This is a genomic window from Labrys sp. (in: a-proteobacteria), assembly GCF_047605565.1.
GTDB lineage: Bacteria > Pseudomonadota > Alphaproteobacteria > Rhizobiales > Labraceae > Labrys > Labrys neptuniae.
Genome location: NZ_JASGFM010000001.1, coordinates 182676 through 203432, shown reverse-complemented (window position 1 = coordinate 203432; position 20757 = coordinate 182676). Strand labels below are relative to the sequence as shown.

Annotated in this window: 23 protein-coding genes; 8 read left to right on the top strand and 15 right to left on the bottom strand. The window is 63.6% G+C overall.

Features of this window, described 5'->3' with window-relative positions:
* Positions 1-343: 343 nt before the first annotated feature.
* Positions 344-496, top strand: a complete 153-nt coding sequence (locus tag QM672_RS00985) for a hypothetical protein (protein WP_156771516.1) — start codon at positions 344-346, stop codon at positions 494-496.
* A 42-nt stretch (positions 497-538) separates the two neighbouring features.
* Here the strand turns inward: QM672_RS00985 and QM672_RS00980 are convergent, their stop codons facing one another.
* The 12 genes from QM672_RS00980 to QM672_RS00925 form a co-directional block, all read right to left on the bottom strand.
* On the bottom strand, positions 539-1501 hold the full coding sequence (locus QM672_RS00980) for a threonine ammonia-lyase (protein ID WP_415080375.1): 963 nt from the start codon (positions 1499-1501) through the stop codon (positions 539-541).
* Between the two features lie 38 nt (positions 1502-1539).
* Positions 1540-2268: an amino acid ABC transporter ATP-binding protein gene (locus tag QM672_RS00975; protein ID WP_367625169.1), complete on the bottom strand. Its 729-nt coding sequence runs from the start codon at positions 2266-2268 to the stop codon at positions 1540-1542.
* Positions 2265-2999 carry an ABC transporter permease gene (locus QM672_RS00970; RefSeq protein WP_415080374.1) on the bottom strand — a complete coding sequence of 245 codons (735 nt, stop codon included), beginning with the start codon at positions 2997-2999 and terminating at the stop codon, positions 2265-2267. The genes QM672_RS00975 and QM672_RS00970 overlap by 4 nt, the downstream gene beginning before the upstream one ends.
* An 8-nt stretch (positions 3000-3007) precedes the next feature.
* Positions 3008-3673 carry an ABC transporter permease subunit gene (locus QM672_RS00965; protein ID WP_311942746.1) on the bottom strand — a complete coding sequence of 222 codons (666 nt, stop codon included), beginning with the start codon at positions 3671-3673 and terminating at the stop codon, positions 3008-3010.
* A gap of 114 nt (positions 3674-3787) precedes the next feature.
* Positions 3788-4576, bottom strand: coding sequence for a transporter substrate-binding domain-containing protein (locus tag QM672_RS00960; RefSeq protein WP_415080373.1), 789 nt, complete (start codon positions 4574-4576; stop codon positions 3788-3790).
* A 72-nt stretch (positions 4577-4648) separates the two neighbouring features.
* Positions 4649-5611: an ornithine cyclodeaminase family protein gene (locus QM672_RS00955; protein ID WP_415080372.1), complete on the bottom strand. Its 963-nt coding sequence runs from the start codon at positions 5609-5611 to the stop codon at positions 4649-4651.
* Entirely contained in the window at positions 5608-6210 is a 603-nt protein-coding gene (locus tag QM672_RS00950; RefSeq protein ID WP_246683681.1) for a transcriptional regulator, read from the bottom strand. Before QM672_RS00950 ends, QM672_RS00955 begins: the two co-directional genes overlap by 4 nt.
* A 135-nt stretch (positions 6211-6345) precedes the next feature.
* Complete coding sequence (locus QM672_RS00945; RefSeq protein WP_415080371.1) at positions 6346-7503, bottom strand: M20 metallopeptidase family protein; 1158 nt, start codon at positions 7501-7503, stop codon at positions 6346-6348.
* 156 nt (positions 7504-7659) lie between these two features.
* The gene (locus QM672_RS00940; RefSeq protein ID WP_415080370.1) at positions 7660-8661 is read right to left on the bottom strand and encodes an ABC transporter ATP-binding protein; all 1002 of its coding nucleotides are present in this window, start codon (positions 8659-8661) and stop codon (positions 7660-7662) included.
* Between the two features lie 164 nt (positions 8662-8825).
* Positions 8826-9665: a carbohydrate ABC transporter permease gene (locus tag QM672_RS00935; RefSeq protein WP_311942760.1), complete on the bottom strand. Its 840-nt coding sequence runs from the start codon at positions 9663-9665 to the stop codon at positions 8826-8828.
* 10 nt (positions 9666-9675) lie between these two features.
* Complete coding sequence (locus QM672_RS00930; protein ID WP_415080369.1) at positions 9676-10608, bottom strand: carbohydrate ABC transporter permease; 933 nt, start codon at positions 10606-10608, stop codon at positions 9676-9678.
* Between the two features lie 92 nt (positions 10609-10700).
* Positions 10701-11957 carry an ABC transporter substrate-binding protein gene (locus tag QM672_RS00925; protein WP_415080368.1) on the bottom strand — a complete coding sequence of 419 codons (1257 nt, stop codon included), beginning with the start codon at positions 11955-11957 and terminating at the stop codon, positions 10701-10703.
* Between the two features lie 372 nt (positions 11958-12329).
* Between QM672_RS00925 and QM672_RS00920 the strand changes: the two genes are divergently transcribed.
* The 5 genes from QM672_RS00920 (at position 12330) to QM672_RS00900 (ending at position 16779) form a co-directional block, all read left to right on the top strand.
* Positions 12330-13232: a BadF/BadG/BcrA/BcrD ATPase family protein gene (locus QM672_RS00920; protein ID WP_415080367.1), complete on the top strand. Its 903-nt coding sequence runs from the start codon at positions 12330-12332 to the stop codon at positions 13230-13232.
* A gap of 80 nt (positions 13233-13312) precedes the next feature.
* On the top strand, positions 13313-14095 hold the full coding sequence (locus tag QM672_RS00915; protein WP_415080366.1) for a GntR family transcriptional regulator: 783 nt from the start codon (positions 13313-13315) through the stop codon (positions 14093-14095).
* Between the two features lie 14 nt (positions 14096-14109).
* A complete protein-coding gene (locus QM672_RS00910) occupies positions 14110-15120 on the top strand; it encodes an SIS domain-containing protein (protein WP_415080481.1) in 1011 nt (336 codons plus the stop codon).
* On the top strand, positions 15117-16289 hold the full coding sequence (gene nagA / locus QM672_RS00905) for an N-acetylglucosamine-6-phosphate deacetylase (RefSeq protein WP_415080365.1): 1173 nt from the start codon (positions 15117-15119) through the stop codon (positions 16287-16289). The genes QM672_RS00910 and nagA overlap by 4 nt, the downstream gene beginning before the upstream one ends.
* A gap of 253 nt (positions 16290-16542) precedes the next feature.
* Complete coding sequence (locus QM672_RS00900; protein WP_311942777.1) at positions 16543-16779, top strand: hypothetical protein; 237 nt, start codon at positions 16543-16545, stop codon at positions 16777-16779.
* Positions 16780-16871: 92 nt separating this feature from the next.
* Here the strand turns inward: QM672_RS00900 and QM672_RS00895 are convergent, their stop codons facing one another.
* Positions 16872-17063, bottom strand: a complete 192-nt coding sequence (locus QM672_RS00895) for a hypothetical protein (protein WP_068288216.1) — start codon at positions 17061-17063, stop codon at positions 16872-16874.
* Between the two features lie 95 nt (positions 17064-17158).
* Positions 17159-18172, bottom strand: coding sequence for a histone deacetylase family protein (locus QM672_RS00890; RefSeq protein ID WP_415080364.1), 1014 nt, complete (start codon positions 18170-18172; stop codon positions 17159-17161).
* Positions 18173-18329: 157 nt separating this feature from the next.
* On the opposite strand from QM672_RS00890, the gene QM672_RS00885 reads away from it, so the two are divergent.
* Positions 18330-18575, top strand: coding sequence for a hypothetical protein (locus tag QM672_RS00885; RefSeq protein WP_367625180.1), 246 nt, complete (start codon positions 18330-18332; stop codon positions 18573-18575).
* A 7-nt stretch (positions 18576-18582) separates the two neighbouring features.
* Here QM672_RS00885 and QM672_RS00880 read toward each other — a convergent pair whose 3' ends face one another.
* Positions 18583-19332, bottom strand: coding sequence for an SDR family NAD(P)-dependent oxidoreductase (locus QM672_RS00880; protein ID WP_149253902.1), 750 nt, complete (start codon positions 19330-19332; stop codon positions 18583-18585).
* Positions 19333-19517: 185 nt separating this feature from the next.
* Between QM672_RS00880 and rhmD the strand changes: the two genes are divergently transcribed.
* Positions 19518-20696, top strand: coding sequence for an L-rhamnonate dehydratase (rhmD, locus tag QM672_RS00875; RefSeq protein ID WP_415080363.1), 1179 nt, complete (start codon positions 19518-19520; stop codon positions 20694-20696).
* Positions 20697-20757: the final 61 nt, after the last annotated feature.

Sequence of the window (20757 nt, the reverse complement as noted above, 5' to 3'; positions counted from 1 at the left end):
CCTCCATTCGGCTTTGAAATATCCGCATCATGTCCCTGCGGCCTTGACTATTTCACCCCTGGGTGTTACCGGTAAGTAACATCGATGGAGAATCAGGAGGCTTTCGGGGGAAGGGGGTTCTCGCCGATTTCAAGGGCTCCAATAGCCAGCGAAACACGGATCTTTCTGTCCGCATTGCGCATGTTTTGAGCATGCGCTGATCAGCGTTGAGATCGGTGCAATTCTTATTCAATAACGAAATCATATTTAATTTTTAGCTTGCGTGAAATTTCATCGCGCTCGTGGAGCATGGAGCTTCCTCCTCGGAAGCATTGCCTCCCTATATTTTCGAGAGATTCCAGAAATGAAGATCATCATTACGTCTATTTTTCTATTTCTTAGCGCCGTCACCGCCATCACGCTCACGTCGGTATCGGCTGAGCCTGCGGGCGACAGCACGGCCGTCACGCAGAATCAGGCCCACGCAGCCGCCCACAGCGCGGGTTCCTTCGTCTAATCGATCAACGGCCCAGTTCGATCCACGGATTGGGCCGTTTCTTCAGCTGAATACGGCCTTGACCAGCTTGTCCCGGTCGTAATTGGCCCCGCACAGCAGCACCACGTTGACCTGGTCGCGGCAGGCGTCCGCGACCTTGGCGAACCCCGCCAGGGCCAGGCCGGCAGAGCCTTCCACCAGCATGTTCTCCTTGAAGGCGAGGTCGCGGAGGGCGGCGGCAATCTCTTCTTCCGAGCAGATGATCGTCTCGTCCACCACGGCCCGCGCCAGCTCAAGCGTGATCGTCTCCTCGGCAAGCCCGCCGGCGACGCCATCCGCCAGTGTCTCCAGATGCTCGGTCTCGACCACCTTGCCCGCTGCCATCGACAGGGCAAGCGCGCAGGAGTTGCGGGCCGCGACGCCATAGACGCGCGCACGGGGCAGGAAGCTCTTCAGCACACTGCCGATACCGCTGATCAGGCCCCCGCCCCCCATGGCAATGAAGACATTGTCGATGTCCGGGTGCTGTTCCAGGAGTTCCAGCCCGATGGTGCCCTGCCCGGCGACGACGTGGGGATCGTCATAGGCCGAGATATATTCATACCCCTTGTCGCGGGCGAGCTCGAGCGCGTGCTGCTCCGCATACCAGGTCTCCGCACCATGCAACCGCGTCTCCACACCATAGGAGCGGATGCGGGCGAGCTTGGCGGCGGCTACCGTCTCAGGCAACACCACGGTCAGGTCCCGCCCGAAGGAACGGGCGGCCTGGGAAGAACCGATGCCGTGATTGCCGGACGAGGCGGTGACCAGATGTCGGCCCGGCGCCATCGCCGAGATCTTGGCGCTGGCACCCCGGATCTTGAAGGAGCCGGTCAGCTGGAAATTCTCGGCCTTGAAGAAGAGCCGGCTGCCTGCTTCGGCGCCGATCTGCCGGGACGGCAGCAGCGGCGTCTCGTAGATATGGGCCTTGATGCGTTGGCGCGCCTGCACCGAGCGGGCGGCCGAGGCCAGAACGTCTGGATTCATGACACTATTCTCCTTGGCCGAGGCCTCGCCAGGCCGGGTCAATGCCGCGCGATCTGGCGCAGGAAATCCCGGGTGCGGGCGTGTTGCGGATTTTCAAAAAAAGCCTGAGGCCCTGCACTTTCCACGATCCGGCCGCCATCGAGGAAGACCACGCGGTCGGCCACATTCCTGGCAAAGCCCATCTCATGGGTGACAATGACCATGGTCAGCCCCTCGCGCGAAAGGTCGATCATCACATCGAGCACTTCCTTCACCATTTCGGGATCGAGGGCGGAGGTCGGCTCATCGAACAGCATCACCTTCGGCGACATGCACAGCGCCCGGGCGATGGCCACGCGCTGCTGCTGGCCGCCGGAGAGTTGGCCTGGATAGGAAGCCGCCTTGTCGGCGAGCCGCATGCGCTCCAGCATCGCCATGGCGAGTTCCGCCGCCTCCCTGCGGCCGAGCCTATGCACACGGCGGGGTGCCAGCATCAAATTCTCGAGCGCCGTCTTGTGCGGGAACAGGTTGAACTGCTGGAACACCATGCCGACCTCGCCGGCGAGATCGAGCACGTTGGAGCAGTCCCGCGCCAAGGCATGGCCGGCGATGCGGATATCACCGCCGCTGCGCGTCTCCAGGCCGTTGAGGCAGCGAATGAAGGTGGATTTGCCCGAGCCCGACGGGCCGCACAGCACCACCCGCTCGCTCGCCTTCATCGACAGGCTGACGCCCTTGAGCACGGCATGGGGGCCATAGGATTTGGTGAGATTGTCGGCCTGGATCACGACGCCACCTCCGCAGGCCGGCGGCCAGCCGCCGCTGCCTTGCTGGAACCGAGGCCGGTCGAGCGGAACAACGCACTCTCGCTCACCCGGAAGATGAGGCTGAAGACGAAGCCCACCAGGAGATAGACGAGGCCGGCGACGATGAACACTTCGAAGGGCGCATAGGTCTTGGCGGTAAAGGCCCGCGCCGCGCCCGTCATCTCCATCACGGTCACCGCGCTCGCCAACGAGCTCGCCTTCAGCACGAGGATGATCTCGTTGCCGATCGAGGGAAAGATCGCCCGATAGGTCTGCGGCAATACGACATCGATGAAGGTACGCCGGCGCAACAGGCCGAGCGAGATGCAGGCCTCGAACTGCCCGGCCGGTATCTTGCGAATGCCGCCGGCGATCACCTCGGCGACATAGGCCGAGGAATTAATGCCGATCGCCAGGATGGCGCAATAGACCGGATCGCGCAGGATCGGCCAGAACACGCTGCTGCGCACGGCAGGGAACTGCGCGAGGCCGTAATAGAGGATGAAGAGCTGCACCAGGAGCGGGCTGCCGCGCAGCAGGAAGGTGTAGAGCCAGGTCGCCCCGCGCAGCAGCCGGAACTTCGAGACCCGGCCCAGGGCGACCGGCAGCGCCACGATCTGCCCGACCGCAAAGGCAGCCAAGGTGATCAGCAGCGTCAGCTTGAGCCCGGTCAGGACGACGGGAATGGCGCGAAGCAGCATTTCCAGGGACATGTCGCCTCCTATCGCATCCAGGTCAGGCGGCTGTTGCCGAAGCTCAGCACGGCGGTCGAGACGGTGGTGATCAGGACGAAAAGGGCCGCGACGATGAGATAGAAGGTCATCGGCTGGTGGGTGGCGCCGGCCGCCACCACGCCCTTGCGCATCAATTCCTCCAGCCCGACGATGGAGACCAGCGCGCTTTCCTTCAGGATGACCAGCCATTGATTGCCAAGGCCGGGAAGCGCGTGGGAGAACATCTGCGGCAGGATGATCTTGCGGAACAATTGGCCCTGCTTGAGGCCGAGGCTGCGCGCCGCCTCCCATTGCCCCGGAGGAATGGTCTGCAAGGCGCCGCGCAGGATCTCGGTCAGATAGGCGCCCGACACGAAGGACAGCGCCGCGATGCCTGCCGCCAGCGCGCTGACCTCGACATAGTCTCCCGCCAGTCCGGTGAGCAGCACCGTCCCGCCATAGAACACCAGGAAGATCACCAACAGTTCCGGCAGGCCGCGAATGACGGCCACATAGGAGGCCACCAGCCAGCGCAGGGGCCTGGGACCGGAGCTCCAGGCGAAGACGGCGGCCACGGCAAGAACGAACCCGACCACGAAGCTGCCGACGGCCACCTGCAGGGTGACGAGAAGCCCCTGAAGGAGTTGCGGAAGATAGGTTGAAACCACGGACATCGGAGGGATCTCGCTTCGGGAGCCCGCTGGAGTGGCGCTCCCCCTCCCCTTTAGGGAGAGGGGGCAAGCATCCCATCGGCTCAAGGCGCTACGCGGCGGCGCCGGCGCTTACACTCATTTCTTCTTGAAGGAGACGTCGTATTTGAACCACTTCTCCGAAAGCTTGGCGACCGTGCCGTCGGCGAGCATGGCGTTGACGGCCTCGTCTACCCGCTTTTTCAGATCATCCTTGCCCTTCTTCAGGGCGATGGCCTGGCCCCGGCCGAACTCGGCATAGTCGGCACTGGTGATCAGCGGGCCGGCGATGGTGATGCCGCTGTCCTTGCGGGATGCCATCATGCCTTCCCAGGCGGAACGTTCCATCAGGCCGGCATCGAGGCGGCCGGCGACGATATCGTCGGCGACCTGCTCGGCCCGGTCATAGAGACGGACGTCGGCATCCTTGAAATGGGCCCGGATCACCGCCTCATGGGTCGAGCCCGTCTGCGCACCGATCACCTTGCCGGCCAGCCCCTCTTCGAGAGCCTTGGTGTCTTTGGCCTGGGCGACGGGACTCCCGGCGGCGACGACGATGTTGTTGGGCGCATCGGCGTAGGGTGCCGAGAAATCGACCTGCTTCTCGCGCTCGTCATTGATCGACAGGCCCGACATGATCAGATCGTATTTGCCGACCTGCAGACCGGGCAGCAGGCCGTCGAACGCCTGGTTGGTCCAGCTGCAATCGGCACCGATGCGCTTGCAGACCTCGTTGCCGATGTCACGATCGAAGCCGACGATCTCATTGGCGGCATCGACGGACTCCCAGGGCGGAAAATCCGCACTGGAGGCGATGCGCAGGCTTTCGGCCCTGGCAGCCGAAACGCCCAGCAGCGCGGCGAGCGAAACCAACAATACTCTCTTCACGGCAGTCCCCTCTCAAGAAACATGAACGGCGCGGGCATGGCGGGCTGCCCGCTCAGACGACGAAAAACGGACTCACATCACCAGATCGGGCACCCGCTGCAGGGCTGTCCTGGTGATGGCGATGTCCTGGGTGGCCAGACCGGTGAGGTCGGCAATGGTGATCGCGTCGCTGGAACCGCGCCCCGGCTTCGATCCGTTCAGGATGGCGCCGAGTTCGAGGCAGTCCTCCTGCCGGAACAGGCCGGCCTGGAAGGCGGCGGCGAATTCGCCATGGTCGAGGCTCTGGCTGGCGAGATCGGCGACCAGCAGATCCGCCCGTGCCACCAGGGCCAGGGCCAGTTCCTGCTTGCCGGGGGCGTCAGCTCCGACGGCGGTGATGTGGGTGCCAGGCGTGACCCATTCGCTCGCGACATAGGGTGTGGTCGAGGGCGTGGTAGCGATGATCACGTCGGCCGAGCGACAGGCCTCTTCCAGATCGGCCGCCACCGAGACGTCGATGGGCGAATCGGCGAATTCGTCGGCGAGTTCGCGCGCCTTCTGCACCGAACGGCCCCAGACCAGGAACTGCACGGGACGCTTGGCCAGCGCCGCAGCGGCGCGGATCTGGAAGCGCGCCTGCGTACCGGTGCCAAGCACGGCGAAGACTTCGCTGTCCGGGCGGCAGAGGGCGAAGGTGGCGACGGCGCCGCCGATGCCGGTGCGCAGATTGGTGAGCCAGCCTTCATCGTTGAGGATGGCGACGGTGGCGCCGGTGACGGCCGAAATCGCGATCATCATGCCGCTGCTGGACGGCAGGCCGCGCTTGGGATTGTCGTAGAAACCGGAAGCGATCTTGACCACGAAGATCGGGTCGCCGGCGATATAGCCATATTTGATGTGACAATCGGCATTCTGCGCCGGCAGCCCGAGATAGCCGACCGGCGGCACATTGGCCCGGCCGTCCGCGACGGCGACATAGGCATCGGTGATGGCTGAGATGGCGGCGGCATCGATCGAAACCAGCTCCTGGAGCTGGGCCAGCGAAAGGCTAATCATTTCTCGTTTCTCAAATATTTGTAGACCGTCGCGCGCCCCATGCCGAGCACGCGCGAGATATAAGCGGCGGCGTTCTTGCCGCTGAAGGCGCCGCTGTCGGCAAGAGCAGTGACCAGATCCTTGCGATCGGCATGGGTCATCGAGGAAATCGTGACGTTGCGCCCCTGCGTCCATTGCCGGATGAACTCGTTGATCCTTTCGTGCCAGTCTTCCTTGAACAGGGCATCCGGCCGGTAATGCGGCTCGGGCACGCGCACCAGCGCCGACAAGGTCTGCATCACGGCGTGGAAGTCGGAGACGTTGACGTTGATGCACATCACGCCCAGCGGAGCGCCTGCCTCGTCGCGCAGCACGACGGTGATCGACTTGAGGGCCCGGCCATCCCAGTTGACCTTCTCATAGGGACCGATCACCGGGTTCTGGCTATCGAAATCGACCTCGTGCAGCAGCGAGGGCTCGCCCAGCACGCGCTTGGAGAAATTGCCGGCGATGTAGACGGCCTTGTCGGTGGCGAGCTCATGCAGGACCACCTCGACATAGGGCTGGAACAGTGCCGCGATGGCGTCACAGATCGGGCGATAGCGATGAAGGCTGTCCATAGGCATCCGATCCAAGCGTCATCCCCTATCGCGGCGCGGTTGGCGCGGCTTCTCGATAAAGCTCGCCATGCCATCGCCATCCTGGCCGCAACGTTTAGGCCTCAAGAACAAAAAAGTCTACAAGAGATTTTATGTCTACAACAATGCCTGTTCGGCCGTGGCCGAAAGAAGGCGAACGCCAGTGCCGATGATGGCATCGTTGAAATCGTAGTCGGGCTGGTGAAGCCGGCCATTGCGGTCCGATGGGCCATTGCCGATCCAGGCATAGGCACCGGGCAGATGCTCGAGAAAGGCGCCGAAATCGTCACCCGCCATGGTCGGCACGCCGAGATGCAAGGCGGGACTACCGGGCAATGTGCGGGCAGCCCGGCGCATGATCTCGGCTTCGGCCGGCGTATTGACCACGGGCGGGCTCGGCAGTTCGTCGAAGCCGATCTCGACCTCCGTCGCAGCGATCCTGGCCGCGGACTGAGCGACCTCCTCGACCCGCCCCCTCAACAGGGCCAGGATCTCCGGGCGCAGGCCGCGGAAAGTGCCGGCCAAAGTGGCTTCGCGCGAAATCACGTTCTGGGCAAAGCCACCCTGGAACGAGCCGACGGTGACGACGGCCGCCTCGAGCGGATTGACGGCCCGGCCCACCGCCTGCTGGATGCCGGTGACGAAATGGCTGCCGGCCAGCACGGGATCGCCGGTCATGTGCGGCATGGCGGCGTGACCGCCGGGCGCCTTGAACTTCAGGGTGAATTCCCCCGCCCCAGCCATTACCGGGCCGTCATGAACGATCACCTCGCCGGCCGGCACATCCGGCCAATTGTGCAGGCCGAAAATATTGCGGGCGGGGAAGCGCTCGAGCAGGCCGGCATCCAGCATGAGCTGGGCGCCGCCATAGCGCTCCTCCGCCGGCTGGAACACCAGATAGACCGTGCCGCGAAAACGGCGGGTCAGCGAGAGATAGGACGCCGCCCCCAGAAGCATGGTCATGTGGCCGTCATGGCCGCAGGCGTGCATGGCGCCGGGGATCTGCGAGCGATGGCCGAAGCTGTTGTGCTCATCCATGGCGAGGGCATCCATGTCGGCACGCAGGGCCACGCCGGGGCCCTCCCCGCTCCCTTCGACGACGCCGACCACGCCATAACCGCCGACGCCGGTATGGACGGGAATTCCCATTTCGGTCAGCCTTTCGGCAACGAAGGCCGAGGTCCAGGCTTCCTCGCGGGAGATCTCCGGATGACGATGCAGATCGTGCCGCATTGCGATCAGGCGAGGCAGGGCATCTTCGACGATGTCGGTCATTGCAGGATTCATCCGTCAAATGGCAAGCATAGACGAACTAGTCCACAATAAATGTTTTGTCTACATGCACGAGAGACGACGGCGAGGCCGTATGCCGGTTTTCTCAGCTCCGTCGGCATGGCGACGGAGCGGGACCGGCACACCGAACCGTGCCACTCAGCCGCGCAGGCGCTTGCCGTTCTCGTCGAAGCGCAAGGTCCTCGTCGCATCGGGCGTGGCGTAGATGGTGGCGCCCGGCTCGACCTGATACTCGCCGGAGAGCCGCACGGTGATCGAGCCTGCCTTCTCGGTATCGAGGTAGAGATAGGTGTCGGCACCCAGATGCTCGGCATAAACGACCGTGCCCTTCCAGTCGCCGGCCTCGCGGCTGACGGAGACATGCTCGGGCCTCACGCCGATCGTCTTGACGCTCTCGCCCAGGCGCGCACCATCGACGAAATTCATCTTGGGCGAGCCGATGAAGCCGGCGACGAAGGTGTTGTCGGGGTCGTTGTAGAGATGCATGGGAGCGCCGACCTGCTCGATATGGCCGGCATTCAGCACCACGATCTTGTCGGCCAGGGTCATGGCCTCGACCTGGTCGTGGGTGACGTAGATCATCGTCGCCTTGAGGCGCTGGTGGAGCTGGGCAATCTCGATGCGGGTATTGACGCGCAGCGCCGCATCGAGATTGGACAGGGGCTCGTCGAACAGGAAGAGCTTGGGCTCGCGCACCACGGCGCGGCCGATGGCGACGCGCTGGCGCTGGCCGCCAGAGAGTTCGGACGGCCGGCGGTCGAGATAGGGCTCGAGCGCGAGCATGGCCGAGGAAGCCTTGATGCGCTTGTCGATCTCGGCGGCCGCCTCGCCGGCCTGCTTGAGGCCAAGGCCCATATTGTTGCGCACGGTGAGATGGGGATAGAGCGCATAGCTCTGGAACACCATGGCGATGCCGCGCTTGGCCGGCGGCACGTCGTTGACGCGCTGGCCATCGATCTTCACGCCCCCGGAGGTCGTGTCCTCCAGCCCCGCGATGATGCGCAGCAGCGTGGACTTGCCGCAGCCCGACGGTCCAACGAAGACGACGAATTCGCCGTCTTTCACATCCAGGTTTATCCCCTTGAGGATATCAACCGAGCCGAACGATTTCTTCACATTCTCGATATTCAGCGAACCCATGATACTTCCCCTGAAGTTTGCCTGTGGGGCGCATGCGCGCTTCTTCATCCGCTCGATGCGGACCACGAAAAAATTTCATCGCAGATTGAGCGACCGGATACCTTGAGCCGGCTCATCACCGGGCCGTCTCGCGCAAAGCGGGCGGCATGGCGTGACGCCAGGCTCTATTTGACAGCGCCCGAGGTGATGCCGCGGATGAGCTGCCGCGAGAAGATCACATAGAGCACCAGCACCGGCAGGATGGCGAGCGACAGCGCCGCCAGCACGGCATTCCAGTTGGTGACGAACTGCCCGATGAAGACCTGGGTACCCAGCGTGATGGTCTTGGTCTTCTCGCCTGGCGCCAGGATCAGCGGGAACCACAGATCATTCCAGATCGGGATCATGGTGAAGACCGCGACGGTCGCCATGGCCGGCCGTACCAGCGGCAGGACGAGGCGGAAGAAGATGCGGTATTCCGACAATCCATCGATGCGCCCGGCATTCTTGAGATCGTCCGAGACCTGCTTCATGAACTCGGACAGGATGAAGACCGCCAGCGGCAGGCCCTGGGCCGTATAGACCAGGATGAGCGCCGTCAGCGTGTTGACCAGGCCCGTGGCGACCATAAGCTGCAGGATGGCGACGGTGCCGAGCCTGATCGGGATCATGATGCCCAAAGCCAGGTAGAGCCCCATCAGCGTGTTGCCCCTGAAGCGATACTCGGCGAGCGCGAAGGCCGCCATGCCGCCGAGCAGCAGCACGAAGAACAGGGAGACCACCGTGACGATCATGCTGTTCTGGAAGTAGAGGAAGAAGTCGCCCTGGGCGAGCACGGTCTTGTAGCCGATGGCGTCGAAGGTCGCCGGCCCCGGCGGTGTCAGGGGCGAGCGGAAGATCGCGTCCCTCGACTTGAAGGAGTTGATCAGGATCAGGATCACCGGAAACAGGGCGATCACGGTGTAGGTGATCAGCACCGTATGGGCTGCGATCGAACGGGCCGGAGAGTGCGTGGCTTTGCTCATGTCGATCTCCTCAGAACTGATAGCGCCGCAGCCGTGTCTGGATGGCGAAGAGATAGACGCACACGCCGGCCAGGATGATGAAGAACATCATGGAGGCGATGGTGGCGCCCATGTTCGGATCGCCGAGCTGCAGCTGGAAGCCGAAGAAGGTGCGGTAGAGGAAGGTGCCGAGAATGTCGGTGGCGTAGTTCGGCCCGGCCAGCGCGCCCTGCGCCGAATAGATCAGGTCGAAGGCATTGAAATTGCCGACGAAGGTGAGGATCGAGATGATGCCGATCGAAGGCAGGATCAGCGGCAGCTTGATCTTCCAGAACTGGGCGATGCCGGTAATGCCGTCCATCTCGGCCGCTTCGATCACCTCGTCGGGGATCGACAAGAGCGCGGCATAGATCAGCATCATGGGGATGCCGACGAACTGCCAGACCGAGACGAGGCCGAGCGTGGTCAGCGCATAGGCTTCCTTGCCGAGCAGCGGCGTGAACCAGCTCTTGAGGCCGATCAGGTCCAGCATCGAGGGTGCCACGCCCCAGAGCGGGGAAAGGATCAGCTTCCACACGAAGCCGACGATCACGAAGGACAGCACGGTCGGGATGAAGATCGCCGTGCGGTAGAAGGCGGCGAAGCGCAGCTTGGGATGGGAGAGCAGGGCCGCCAGCACGACGCCGATCGGGTTCTGCACCACCATGTTGATGAGGAAGAACCAGCAATTGTTGCGCAGGGCGTTCCAGAAGCTGGAGGCCCAGCGCGGGTCGCCGAACAGCGTGCGGAAATTGTCGAGTCCCGCGAAATTCGACACACCATCGACGGTCCGGAACAGCGAAAGCTGCAGGGTACCGATCAGCGGCAGGATCATCACGAGCGTGTAGATGATGACGGCCGGCGCCAGGAAAACCGGAATGTGCCAGCGGAACGCTTTTCTACTTGGTGAATCTTCGAGAGACATTGCAGCAATCCTCGCATGTGCGTTGCTGTTGTCGGAGATGGCGATGAGGGGGAGGATGGCCGCGCCGTCATCGAGGCGCGGCCGAGCCGAACTTACTTAGCCGGCTTATACCAACTGTCGAGCCCCTTCTGGAGCTTCTCGGCAGCTGCTTGCGGCGTGTCTACGCCGTTGATCACATTGGCGGATTCCACCCAGGTCTCGTTTTCGAGATTGGGCGTGCCGCGCGACAGGATCTTGTAGGTCGAGCGGATCGTCGACTTGCACTTGTTACGCCAGGACACGAATTCCTGCGCCAGCGGATTGTCGAGTTTCACCTCGCTCTTGGCGAGGCTGAAGAAGCCCGGCAAAGCATTGGCGTAGAGCGTGGCGAATTCCGGCGAGGCGATCCAGGCCAGCAGTTTCTTGGCCGCTTCCGGGTTCTTGCTCTTGGCGTTCAGGCCGAAGCCGATGTCGTTGTGGTCGGAGATGTAGCAGGTATCGCCGGCCTTGCGCACCGGTGGGGGGAAAGCGCCCATCTTGAACTGCGCCTGGGCACCGAAGGGGGAGATTTCCCAGGAGCCGGCCGGATAGATGGCGGCACGGCCGAGCGTGAACAGGTTCTGGCTGTCGGGATAGGTCTGCGCTTCGAAGCCGTCGCCCAGATAGGACTTCCACTTGGCCAGCGTGACGAAGGGCTCGACCCAATCGGCATCGGTCAGCTTCTGGGTGCCCTTGATCAGCGCCAGACGGCCGTCCTCGCCCTTCCAGTAGTTGGGCCCGATGTTCTGGTAGCCCATGGTGGCGGCTTCCCACAGATCCTTGGTGCCCATCGCCATCGGAACATAGGTGCCGTCCGCCTTGATCTTGTCGAGGGCGGCGAAGAACTCGTCCTCGGTCTGCGGCGGCTTGAGGCCGAGCTTGTCGAAGGCTTCCTTGTTGTAGATGAAGCCGTGGATCACCGAGGCGACCGGCACGCAGAAAGTGGTCTTGCCGTCGTCGGTCTGCCAGGCAGACTTGGACGTGTCGGTGAAATTGTCCATGCCCGGCAGGGTCGACAGATCCGTCAGCTGGCCCTTCTTGTAGAGCTCGAGCGAGGCATCGAAGGGACGGCAGGCAATCACGTCGCCGGCGGTGCCGGCATCGAGCTTGGCGTTGAGCGCGGCATTGTATTCCGGCGGCGCCGACGGGGTGAAGTTCACCTTGATGCCGGGATTGGCCTTCTCGAAGGCAGGGATCAGCTTTTCCTGCCAGATGGCAAGATCGTCATTGCGCCAGCTTTCGATGGTGAGGGTAGCGTCCTCGGCCCAGGCGGCCGTCGCGCTGAGAAAAGTAGTGCCCAGGAATAGGGCCGTCAAAAGTCGCTTCTTCATCCGTCTTCCTCCCTGTACCGGCCACTGCCTGGGCCGGCTCTGGTCGACCTTGCGGTACCCAGCCCCCGCCGGGATGCGCCGCTCATGCAGCCTTTCCGGCCGGCAACTGGCCTGCTGCCCGGAGACCCGAAGAACCTGCATGCCCGCAGGCCTCCGCTCGGCAGCGCCGGCCTAGGTCCGACCCCACCTCCCCGATAGGCCGGACAATACCAAATAAATACCACTTGTCCAGTGACCTCACATAACTTTTCTCGATGAAGCATCACATTTCGCATAAGTATCTGTTTTAACTTAGTTTAAATTTTTTGCCCAGAACACCTCTTGACGAGTGGTAGCTTATTGGTATTGTCTTTGCATAGGGAGAACACAGCAATGATGATCCTCGGCGTCGATGGTGGAGGCACGAGCTGCAGGGCGGCGCTCGCGACAGCCCAAAGCCAGATCATCGGCCGCGCCAAGGCCGGGTCGGCCAATATCCGCACGGATTTGAACGGGGCCTGCGAGAGCATCATGGTAGCCGTCGGCCAGGCCTTCGCCGCCGCCGGCCAGGATCCGGCCCATATTCCCGACACACCCGTCGTGCTCGGCCTGGCGGGCGCCAATATCGGAACCTATGCTGCCGAACTGCGGGCTCGGCTGCCCTTTCGCCGCTGCTTGATCGAGTCCGACGTGCTTATCGCCCTGGAAGGCGCGATCGGCGCGGGAGACGGCGCCATCGGCATCCTGGGCACGGGCAGCCACTATCTGGCGCGTCAGTCGGGCGAGATCCGCCGCCTGGGCGGCTGGGGTTTCCTGCTCGGTGACCAGGGCAGCGGCGCCAGGATCGGACGAGACCTGCTCGAGGAGGCACTGCTCGCCCATGACGGCATAGCCCCCCATACCTCCCTCCTGGATGCCGTTCTGACAGCGCATGGCAACGATCCGCAGGCGATCGTGGAGTTCACCAAATCCGCTCAGCCCCGTGATTTCGGAACTTTCGCGCCGATGGTCTTCGACTATCTCGAGCGCGGAGATCCAGCGGCGGACAGGATCGTCGAGAGGGCCGTCTCGGCGGTCGAGGCTTCCCTGGACGCCCTTGCGCTTGCCAACGCGACGCCCCGTTGCTTATTGGGCGGCCTGGCAACGCTGGTCGGACCTCGCCTGCCCCCGAAACACCGGGAGCGGCTCGTGCCTCCTCTGCAGGACGCGTTGGGCGGCGCAGTATCCATGGCTGCCCGATTATTCGGCCTCGAGCGGTCATTGTCGGATGGCAAACAGGGACTGATGCAGCCATGATCGCCAGGCAGTTGAGTCACGCCGAACTCTTGCCCTCCTACAGGGAGCAGGCCCGGGAATTCGGCTTGGAAAGGCAAGCCATGAGTGACGCCGTCGACCTCATCTTCCGCTCCCTCGCCGATGCCAAGGGCAGCAACGCGCCGCTCTATCTGCAATTGCGCAAATCGATCGAGGAAGCCGTGCGGGACGGTGTCCTGGCCGCAGGCGACGCGCTCCCTTCCGAGCGCGACATCGCCATGAAGGCCGATATTTCGCGCGTCACCGTGCGCAAGGCGCTGCAGAACCTGGTCGAACAGGGCGTGCTGATCCAGCGTCACGGTTCCGGCACCTTCGTCGCGCCCCGGGTCGAGCGCGTCGAGCAATCCCTGTCGCGCCTGACATCCTTCACCGAGGACATGGCGCGGCGCGGCAAGCTGGTACAATCGGTCTGGCTCGAGCGCGGCCTCTATGTGCCCTCGCCGCAGGAGACGATGATCCTCGGTCTGACCGCCAACGAGATGGTGGCGCGTGTGAACCGTCTGCGCTTTGCCAATGAAGCCGCCGTCGCGATCGAACGTGCCTCGATCGGGGCCTCGCTGCTGCCGAACCCGGAAGCAGTCGGCTCTTCGCTCTACGCCGCCCTTGCCGAGCATGGCAACAAGCCGGTCCGCGCCGTCCAGCGCATCTCCGCCGCCAATCTCGGGCCGGAGGATGCCCAGCTTCTGCGCGTACCTCCCGGAGCCGCCAGCCTCAACATCGAGCGCGTCTCCTATCTGCCGAGTGGCAAGGTGGTTGAATTCACCCGGTCGATCTACCGGGGCGATACCTATGATTTCGTAGCGGAATTGCGTCTGGCCGAGCCCAGCGAAGGAGAAGCACTGTGACAACAGAGACCCATATGCGCCGCGAGGTGCTGGAAATTCCCCAGGCCGTCGCGCGCCTGTTCGAACAATCCGCCACCGAGATGGAGCGGGCGGGCACCGCGCTGAAGGCCGTCGATCCGCGCGTCCTCGTCACCGTGGCCCGCGGCTCCTCCGACCATGCCGCCTCTTTTATCAAATATGCGGTCGAATTGACCACCGGCGTGCCGGTCGCCTCGCTCGGCCCCTCGATCGCTTCGATCTACCAGGCGCCACTCAAGCTCGCCGGCGCCGCCAGCCTTTCCATCTCGCAGTCCGGCAAGAGCCCCGACATCGTCGCCATGGCGGAAACGGTGCGCCGCAGCGGCGCCGTCGCCGTTGCCCTCACCAACACGGCAGGCTCGCCCCTGGCGCTCGCGGCCGATCACGCCATCGATATCGCCGCCGGCACCGAGAAGAGCGTTGCCGCGACCAAGACCTTCGTGAACTCCGCCGTGGCCGGCCTCGGCGTCCTCGCCCACTGGGCCGGCGACAAGGCGCTGCTGTCAGCCCTTCAGGACCTGCCCCGTCATCTTGAGCAGGCTGTCGCTTGCGATTGGACCACCTTCGCCGATGCCCTTGACGGCACTTCTTCGGTCTTCGTGCTCGGCCGCGGACCGGCCCTGGCGATCGCCAACGAGGTGGCCCTGAAGTTCAAGGAGACCTGCTCGGTGCACGCGGAAGCCTATAGCGGCGCCGAGGTCATGCATGGCCCGATGGCGCTGGTCGGGCCCGGTTTCCCGGTGCTGGCCCTGGCGGCTCGCGACAAGGCGGAAAGCTCGATCATCGGTGCCGCCGACGCGCTGGCGGCCAAGGGGGCCGCTGCCTTCATCACCGCCGACGGCGCCAGGCAAGCCGCCCGCCTGCCCTTCGCAGCCACCGGCCACCCGCTGACCGACCCGCTGGTGCTGATCGCTTCCTTCTACGCCTTCGTCGAGGCCTTCGCCCGTCGTCGCGGCCTCAATCCCGACGAGCCCCGCAATCTGCGCAAGGTCACGGAGACGGTATGAGCATGCAATCGGCCCTGCTCGCCCCGCGCATCTTCGATGGCGAGGCCTGGCACCAGGATGCCGCCGTGATCGTCGATGGCGAGCACATCGAGGCGATCGTGCCGCGCAGCGCCGTGCCGGCACGCATGGCGGTCGAGACGATCGAGACGGGTTTCATCGCCCCCGGCTTCATCGACCTCCAGGTCAATGGCGGCGGCGGTGTGATGCTGAATGACAGCCGCGACGCCGAAACCATCGCCACCATCTGCGCGGCCCACGCCCAGTTCGGCACCACGGCCCTGCTGGCGACCCTGATCACCGACACGCCCGCCATCACCGCCGAGGCCCTCGAGGCTGGCGCGGAGGCCGAACGACGGAAGGTGCCGGGTTTCCTCGGCCTGCATATCGAGGGGCCGCACCTGGCCGTTTCACGCAAAGGCGCGCATGATCCGCAATTGATCCGCCCGATGGAGGAGACCGATCTCGCTAGGCTGATTGCCGCCAGAGGCCAGGTTCCCGTCCTGCTCACGACGGTCGCGACGGAATCGGTAACGCCGGCCCAGATTCGCCGCCTCGCGGAGGCCGGTCTGGTCGTCAGCATCGGCCATTCCGACGCCGAATATGGCGACGTGGTCGCAGCCGCGGAAGCCGGTGCCTCCATGGCCACGCATCTGTTCAACGCCATGAGCCAGATCAAGAATCGCGAGCCGGGACTTGCCGGCACGGCGATCGCACTCGGCGGCCTCTCCGCCGGGCTGGTAGCCGACGGTATCCATGTCGACCCCATCACCATCGACATCGCGCTACGGGCCAAGAAGCAACCCGGCCGGATCTTCCTGGTCACGGACGCCATGGCCACTATCGGCACGGATATGCGGCAGTTCACGCTCAATGGCCGTGTGATCAAACGCGAAAACGGCCGCCTGACCCTCGATGACGGCACTCTCGCAGGCGCCGATCTCGACATGATTTCGGCCGTGCGTTTCATGCATGAGCGGATCGGCCTCGATCTCGGCGAAGCCCTGCGCATGGCCTCGCTTTATCCGGCCATGGCCGTTGGCATGGACCGACATTATGGCCGCCTCGATCGGGGCAGCCGGTCCGACATGGTCGTGCTGACGGATGATCTGGCGATCGCTTCGGTCCGGATCGGCGGATCGGCAGTTTTCCGCTCGGGAACGCCACGTTGATACAATAAAAAATAGATGCATACTGATACGCTTCCTGGAAAGAATTGGCCAGGAAGCGTTTCCATTTCTATATTATGGCCGGACTCTATCGCGACAACCGACTCGTATATTTTTTATGCCTTTGCGTCAGCATGATATCTCTGCTTGTCATTGGCTTAAAAAAATTCTCAGGTGATATATTTCATATCACGCCCATGTCACAGCCTTTCGTCATAGGGAAGGCAATTGTTAGACTTGGGCATTGGATGGTTGGATGAGCGATCCTTCGGACCCGCTCGGAAGTGGAGACGGCTCGGTCGTCACGCCGCTTCTTACGAAATTTCGCGGCCTCACTTCACCGGGACATCGGCAATTTGCCGTGGCCGAATTCGAATTCGCGGATGGGGCGATCATCCGCATCCCCATCGCCAGCGATGCCGTGGCCTCCTTCAACGATGCCTTGGTGGTGTGGATGTCGAAGGGCAATGCGGCTGGTGCGATCGTGCATTGAGCCGTCATGCCGAAAAGCCGGCTGACTTTCGCTTGAGAGAAAGCGTTGAAGCGACAAGTTCAGGCAAACCGTCCATAGCGGCGAAGGCGGCTTCAGCCATGCAGATGGCGCCTGCCCCATTTGCGCTCGGACAGCTCGGCGTTGCAGCGTTCCTGTTTCCTGTGCCAGAGATAGCCCGACAGGATAACCGCGCCGATGGCAATATCGGCGGCGAGAACCTTGAACAGGGCCGGCATCCAGAGGGCTGCCAGCAAGGCACTGGCATCGACGGCAAGACTGGTCATCGGAACAACTCCCTCAATCGTCCCAAACCAGCACTGAACCTACGCCCCGACCCCGGCATTTTGATGTCGTCAGCCATAGGGGTTGGAAAAATACCTCACAGCCCGCCGAGGAAGCTGGCGAGATTGTCGCCGAGCGCATCGCAGACATAGCCACCCTCCTGCACGATCGCCATCGGCAACCCGAGGCTGGCGATACGGGCGGCAATGCGAGCGAACCCCTTGGTGGTCACCGTCAATTCCTGGAAGGGGTCGCCCTCGAAAGCGTCGAGGCCGAGTGCCACCACCAGCGCGCCCGGCGCGAAGGCGGCAATGCGGTCCAGGGCGATGTCGAGGGCTGCGAGGAAGCCTTCGTCCCCCGTCTTGCGCGGCAGGGGCAGGTTGAGGTTGTAGCCGAGCCCCTCGCCTTCGCCGCGCTCGTCCGCATGGCCCCAGAAAAAGGGATAGAAACGGATGGGGTCGGCATGAACGGAAACGGTGAAGATGTCGGGGCGGCCATAGAACATGCCCTGGGTGCCGTTGCCATGGTGCAGGTCGACATCGAGAATGGCGACGCGGTCGTGGCGGCTGCGCAGGGCCTGGGCGGCGATGCCACTGTTGTTGAAGAAGCAGAAGCCCCCGGCCAGATCGGCGAAGGCGTGATGGCCCGGCGGACGGCAGAGCGCATAGGCGGCGCGTTCGCCGCCGAGCACCAGGCCGGCGGCATGATAGGCCGTATGGGCGCTGGCCAAGGCCGCCTCATAGGTCCCGGCCGAGATCGGGCAGGCCGTATCGGCCATATGATAACCCGCCTGTCCGACGGCGGAGGCTGGATAAGCCCCGTTGCGACGATCGGGATGGATGTTGGGGATCACCTCGGCAGAGGCCCCATCGATCTCGCACCAGCGCGCATGAATATGGCGGAGGAAGTGGATGTAGTCGGGCTTGTGCACCGCGGCGACGGGCACCAGGCCGGCATCGTCGGGCGCGACCTGCGTCAGGCCGGCGCCAAGGGCTGCCTGCAACAGGATGTCACAGCGGCGCGGCACTTCCGGATTGGGCCTCTGCGTGCCGCTCGACAGGAAGAAGGTCGGATCGTGGCGCCTCTGGGTTTCGCTGAATACGACCTTCATGTCCGATATTCCTCCGTCGGCTGCGACTCGATCCGCCCCTGTTTAGCCGATTTGGCCGGAACCGTGGCTGTCAAATCGCCGCTGGCTGTGACCCGCGAAACTGCCGGACTGCTCAATCGATGCGAGAAACCGGTACTGCTTCCCGAAGGATCGTTTCATGCGTCCGAGTACCGCTTTCCTTGCGCTGCTGGCCCTCGGCTGCGCCATACTGGTCTTTCTTGAGACGCAGGGACATTACCTGGCACGGTTGATCGACAGCCGGCTGCCCTGCCAGCAGAACCCCGCCAATTCCGCGCCCTGCTATGTGACGACGAGCCTCACCGTCATCGTCGCAGCCGCCGCCATCGGGCTGGCGGCGCTCGCCGTGGTGCTGGTGCGGGCGCTGATGGCCCGCCGTTGCTGATGCACGATCAGTAGGTGGCCCGGCCGCCCGAAATGTCGAACACGGCACCGGTGGTGAAGGAGCATTCCTCGCTGGCGAGCCAGGTGATGATGGCGGCCAGTTCCTCCACGGTGCCGAAGCGCCCCATCGGGATCTTCGACAGCATGTAGTCGATATGGGCCTGGCTGACCTGCTGGAGGATCGGCGTATCGACCGTTGCCGGCGTAATGGCGTTGACGGTGATGCCTTCCTTCGACAATTCCTTGCCCAGCGACTTGGTGAGCCCGATCACCGCCGCCTTGGAGGAGGAATAGGCCGACGCCGTGGGATTGCCTTCCTTGCCGGCGATGGAGGCGACGTTCACGATGCGGCCATAGCCATGCTTCTGCATCAGCGGCGCAACGAAGCGGTTGCAGTAGAACAGGCCGTTGACGTTGATGTCGTAGACCCGCTTCCACTCCTCGATCGGATAATTGACCAGCAGTTCGTTCTTGCCCGCCACGCCGGCGGAACAGACCAGCACGTCGATGCGGCCGAGCTGGCTTTCCGCAGTCTGGGCCGCCTTCTCGACGGCGATAGGGTCGGTGATGTCGATGGCGATGCCATGGGCCTTCGGGCCCAGCGCCTGGCGCACCGTCTCGATGCGGGCGGCATCCACGTCCCAGATCGAGACCGAACCGCCCTCGGCCACGATGCGCTCGGCCGTCTTGAGGCCGATGCCGGAGGCTCCGCCGGTGATGATGGCGCCGCGGCCCTCATAGCGAATGATCGTGGTCATGCCGGTCCTTCCCTGCCTTCCGAATGCCGGCCGTGCTGCCGGCGCCGCCGTGTTTTCCGGGGCAATCGGGTGATATCGGATTATTTGTCAGACAACAAGAGAGTGAGCTTTCAGGAATTTGTAAACTTGACTGACAAATTTCTTGCGTCACTATTCTGCGCAACCCAACGCAGGAAGGACGAGGCATGGCATCTCCCCGCATCAAGCAGGTCAGGACCTATCTGGTCCGCAGCGAAGGCGGCGGCGATTATTTCAGCCAGAAGCAGGGCCATTGGCTGATCGACACGCTGATCGCCAATCCGATGTCCGGCTATGCCGACTACAAGGCTTCGCGCACCAGTTGGGGCGTCAACGTCATGGGCTCGATCGTGGTGGAGATCGAGACCGAAAGCGGCCATGTCGGCCTCGCCACGGGCTTTGGCGGCGAGCCTGCCTGCTGGCTGATCCAGCACCATTTCCGCCGCTTCCTCGACGGCGCCGACCCGCGCGACCTCAATCGCCTCTGGGACCAGATGTTCCGGGCATCGATGTATTACGGCCGCAAGGGTCTGCCACTGGCAACCATCTCGGTGGTGGACCTGGCGCTGTGGGATCTCATCGGCAAGCTGCGGGAGGAACCGGTCTACAAGCTGATCGGCGGGCGCACCAAGGATGAGATCCGCTTCTATTGCACCGGCCCGCGGCCCGAAGCGGCCCGCCGGCTCGGCTTCTGGGGCGGCAAGGTGCCCCTGCCCCATGGCCCGGCCGACGGTATCGATGGCCTGCGCGCCAATGTGGCCTTCCTGGCTGCGCATCGGCAAGCCGTCGGCCCCGATTATCCGCTGATGGTGGATTGCTACATGGCACTCGACGTGCCCTATGCGATCGAGCTCGCCACCGCCTGCAGGGACCTCGACATCTATTGGTGGGAAGAGGTGCTGCATCCCGATGATGTCGACGGCTATGCGCTGCTCAAGAGAGCTTTGCCGGCAACAAAATGGACGACGGGCGAGCATGAATATTCGCGCTACGGCTTCCGCAAGCTGATCGAGGGGCGCCATATCGACATCCTGCAGCCCGACGTGATGTGGGTCGGCGGCCTGACCGAATTGCTGCGGATCTCCGCCCATGCCAGCGCCTATGACATTCCCGTGGTACCGCATGGCAGCGGCCCCTTCAGCTATCACTTCGTGATGTCGCAGCCCCATTCGCCCTATTGCGAATATGTTGCCAACAGCGCCGACGGCCAGGACGTCCTGCCGGTTTTCGGCCCCCTCTTCACCAATGAACCGGTGCCTCGAAACGGACGCCTCGACGTTCCCGACACCCCGGGTTTCGGCCTGATCCGCAATCCGGCAGCAGTGCTGGTCGAAGCCGGAGCATAGCAGGACGCCCCGTCCTGCTTCGGTGCTTGCCCTCGGGTCGCCAATGTGATCACAGTCGGCG

Excerpts from the sequence above, each read along its gene's own strand:
- QM672_RS00935 (WP_311942760.1), bottom strand. The coding sequence starts at position 9,665 with ATGAGCAAAGCCACGCACTCTCCGGCCCGTTCGATCGCAGCCCATACG.
- QM672_RS00895 (WP_068288216.1), bottom strand. The coding sequence starts at position 17,063 with ATGACCAGTCTTGCCGTCGATGCCAGTGCCTTGCTGGCAGCCCTCTGG.
- QM672_RS00880 (WP_149253902.1), bottom strand. The coding sequence starts at position 19,332 with ATGACCACGATCATTCGCTATGAGGGCCGCGGCGCCATCATCACCGGC.
- QM672_RS00900 (WP_311942777.1), top strand. The coding sequence starts at position 16,543 with ATGAGCGATCCTTCGGACCCGCTCGGAAGTGGAGACGGCTCGGTCGTC.
- QM672_RS00920 (WP_415080367.1), top strand. The coding sequence starts at position 12,330 with ATGATGATCCTCGGCGTCGATGGTGGAGGCACGAGCTGCAGGGCGGCG.
- QM672_RS00925 (WP_415080368.1), bottom strand. The coding sequence starts at position 11,957 with ATGAAGAAGCGACTTTTGACGGCCCTATTCCTGGGCACTACTTTTCTC.
- QM672_RS00970 (WP_415080374.1), bottom strand. The coding sequence starts at position 2,999 with ATGTCCCTGGAAATGCTGCTTCGCGCCATTCCCGTCGTCCTGACCGGG.
- QM672_RS00940 (WP_415080370.1), bottom strand. The coding sequence starts at position 8,661 with ATGGGTTCGCTGAATATCGAGAATGTGAAGAAATCGTTCGGCTCGGTT.
- QM672_RS00910 (WP_415080481.1), top strand. The coding sequence starts at position 14,110 with ATGCGCCGCGAGGTGCTGGAAATTCCCCAGGCCGTCGCGCGCCTGTTC.
- QM672_RS00930 (WP_415080369.1), bottom strand. The coding sequence starts at position 10,608 with ATGTCTCTCGAAGATTCACCAAGTAGAAAAGCGTTCCGCTGGCACATT.
- QM672_RS00955 (WP_415080372.1), bottom strand. The coding sequence starts at position 5,611 with ATGATTAGCCTTTCGCTGGCCCAGCTCCAGGAGCTGGTTTCGATCGAT.
- QM672_RS00950 (WP_246683681.1), bottom strand. The coding sequence starts at position 6,210 with ATGGACAGCCTTCATCGCTATCGCCCGATCTGTGACGCCATCGCGGCA.
- QM672_RS00985 (WP_156771516.1), top strand. The coding sequence starts at position 344 with ATGAAGATCATCATTACGTCTATTTTTCTATTTCTTAGCGCCGTCACC.
- QM672_RS00965 (WP_311942746.1), bottom strand. The coding sequence starts at position 3,673 with ATGTCCGTGGTTTCAACCTATCTTCCGCAACTCCTTCAGGGGCTTCTC.
- QM672_RS00915 (WP_415080366.1), top strand. The coding sequence starts at position 13,313 with ATGAGTGACGCCGTCGACCTCATCTTCCGCTCCCTCGCCGATGCCAAG.
- QM672_RS00945 (WP_415080371.1), bottom strand. The coding sequence starts at position 7,503 with ATGACCGACATCGTCGAAGATGCCCTGCCTCGCCTGATCGCAATGCGG.
- nagA (WP_415080365.1), top strand. The coding sequence starts at position 15,117 with ATGAGCATGCAATCGGCCCTGCTCGCCCCGCGCATCTTCGATGGCGAG.
- QM672_RS00980 (WP_415080375.1), bottom strand. The coding sequence starts at position 1,501 with ATGAATCCAGACGTTCTGGCCTCGGCCGCCCGCTCGGTGCAGGCGCGC.
- QM672_RS00885 (WP_367625180.1), top strand. The coding sequence starts at position 18,330 with ATGCGTCCGAGTACCGCTTTCCTTGCGCTGCTGGCCCTCGGCTGCGCC.
- QM672_RS00890 (WP_415080364.1), bottom strand. The coding sequence starts at position 18,172 with ATGAAGGTCGTATTCAGCGAAACCCAGAGGCGCCACGATCCGACCTTC.
- rhmD (WP_415080363.1), top strand. The coding sequence starts at position 19,518 with ATGGCATCTCCCCGCATCAAGCAGGTCAGGACCTATCTGGTCCGCAGC.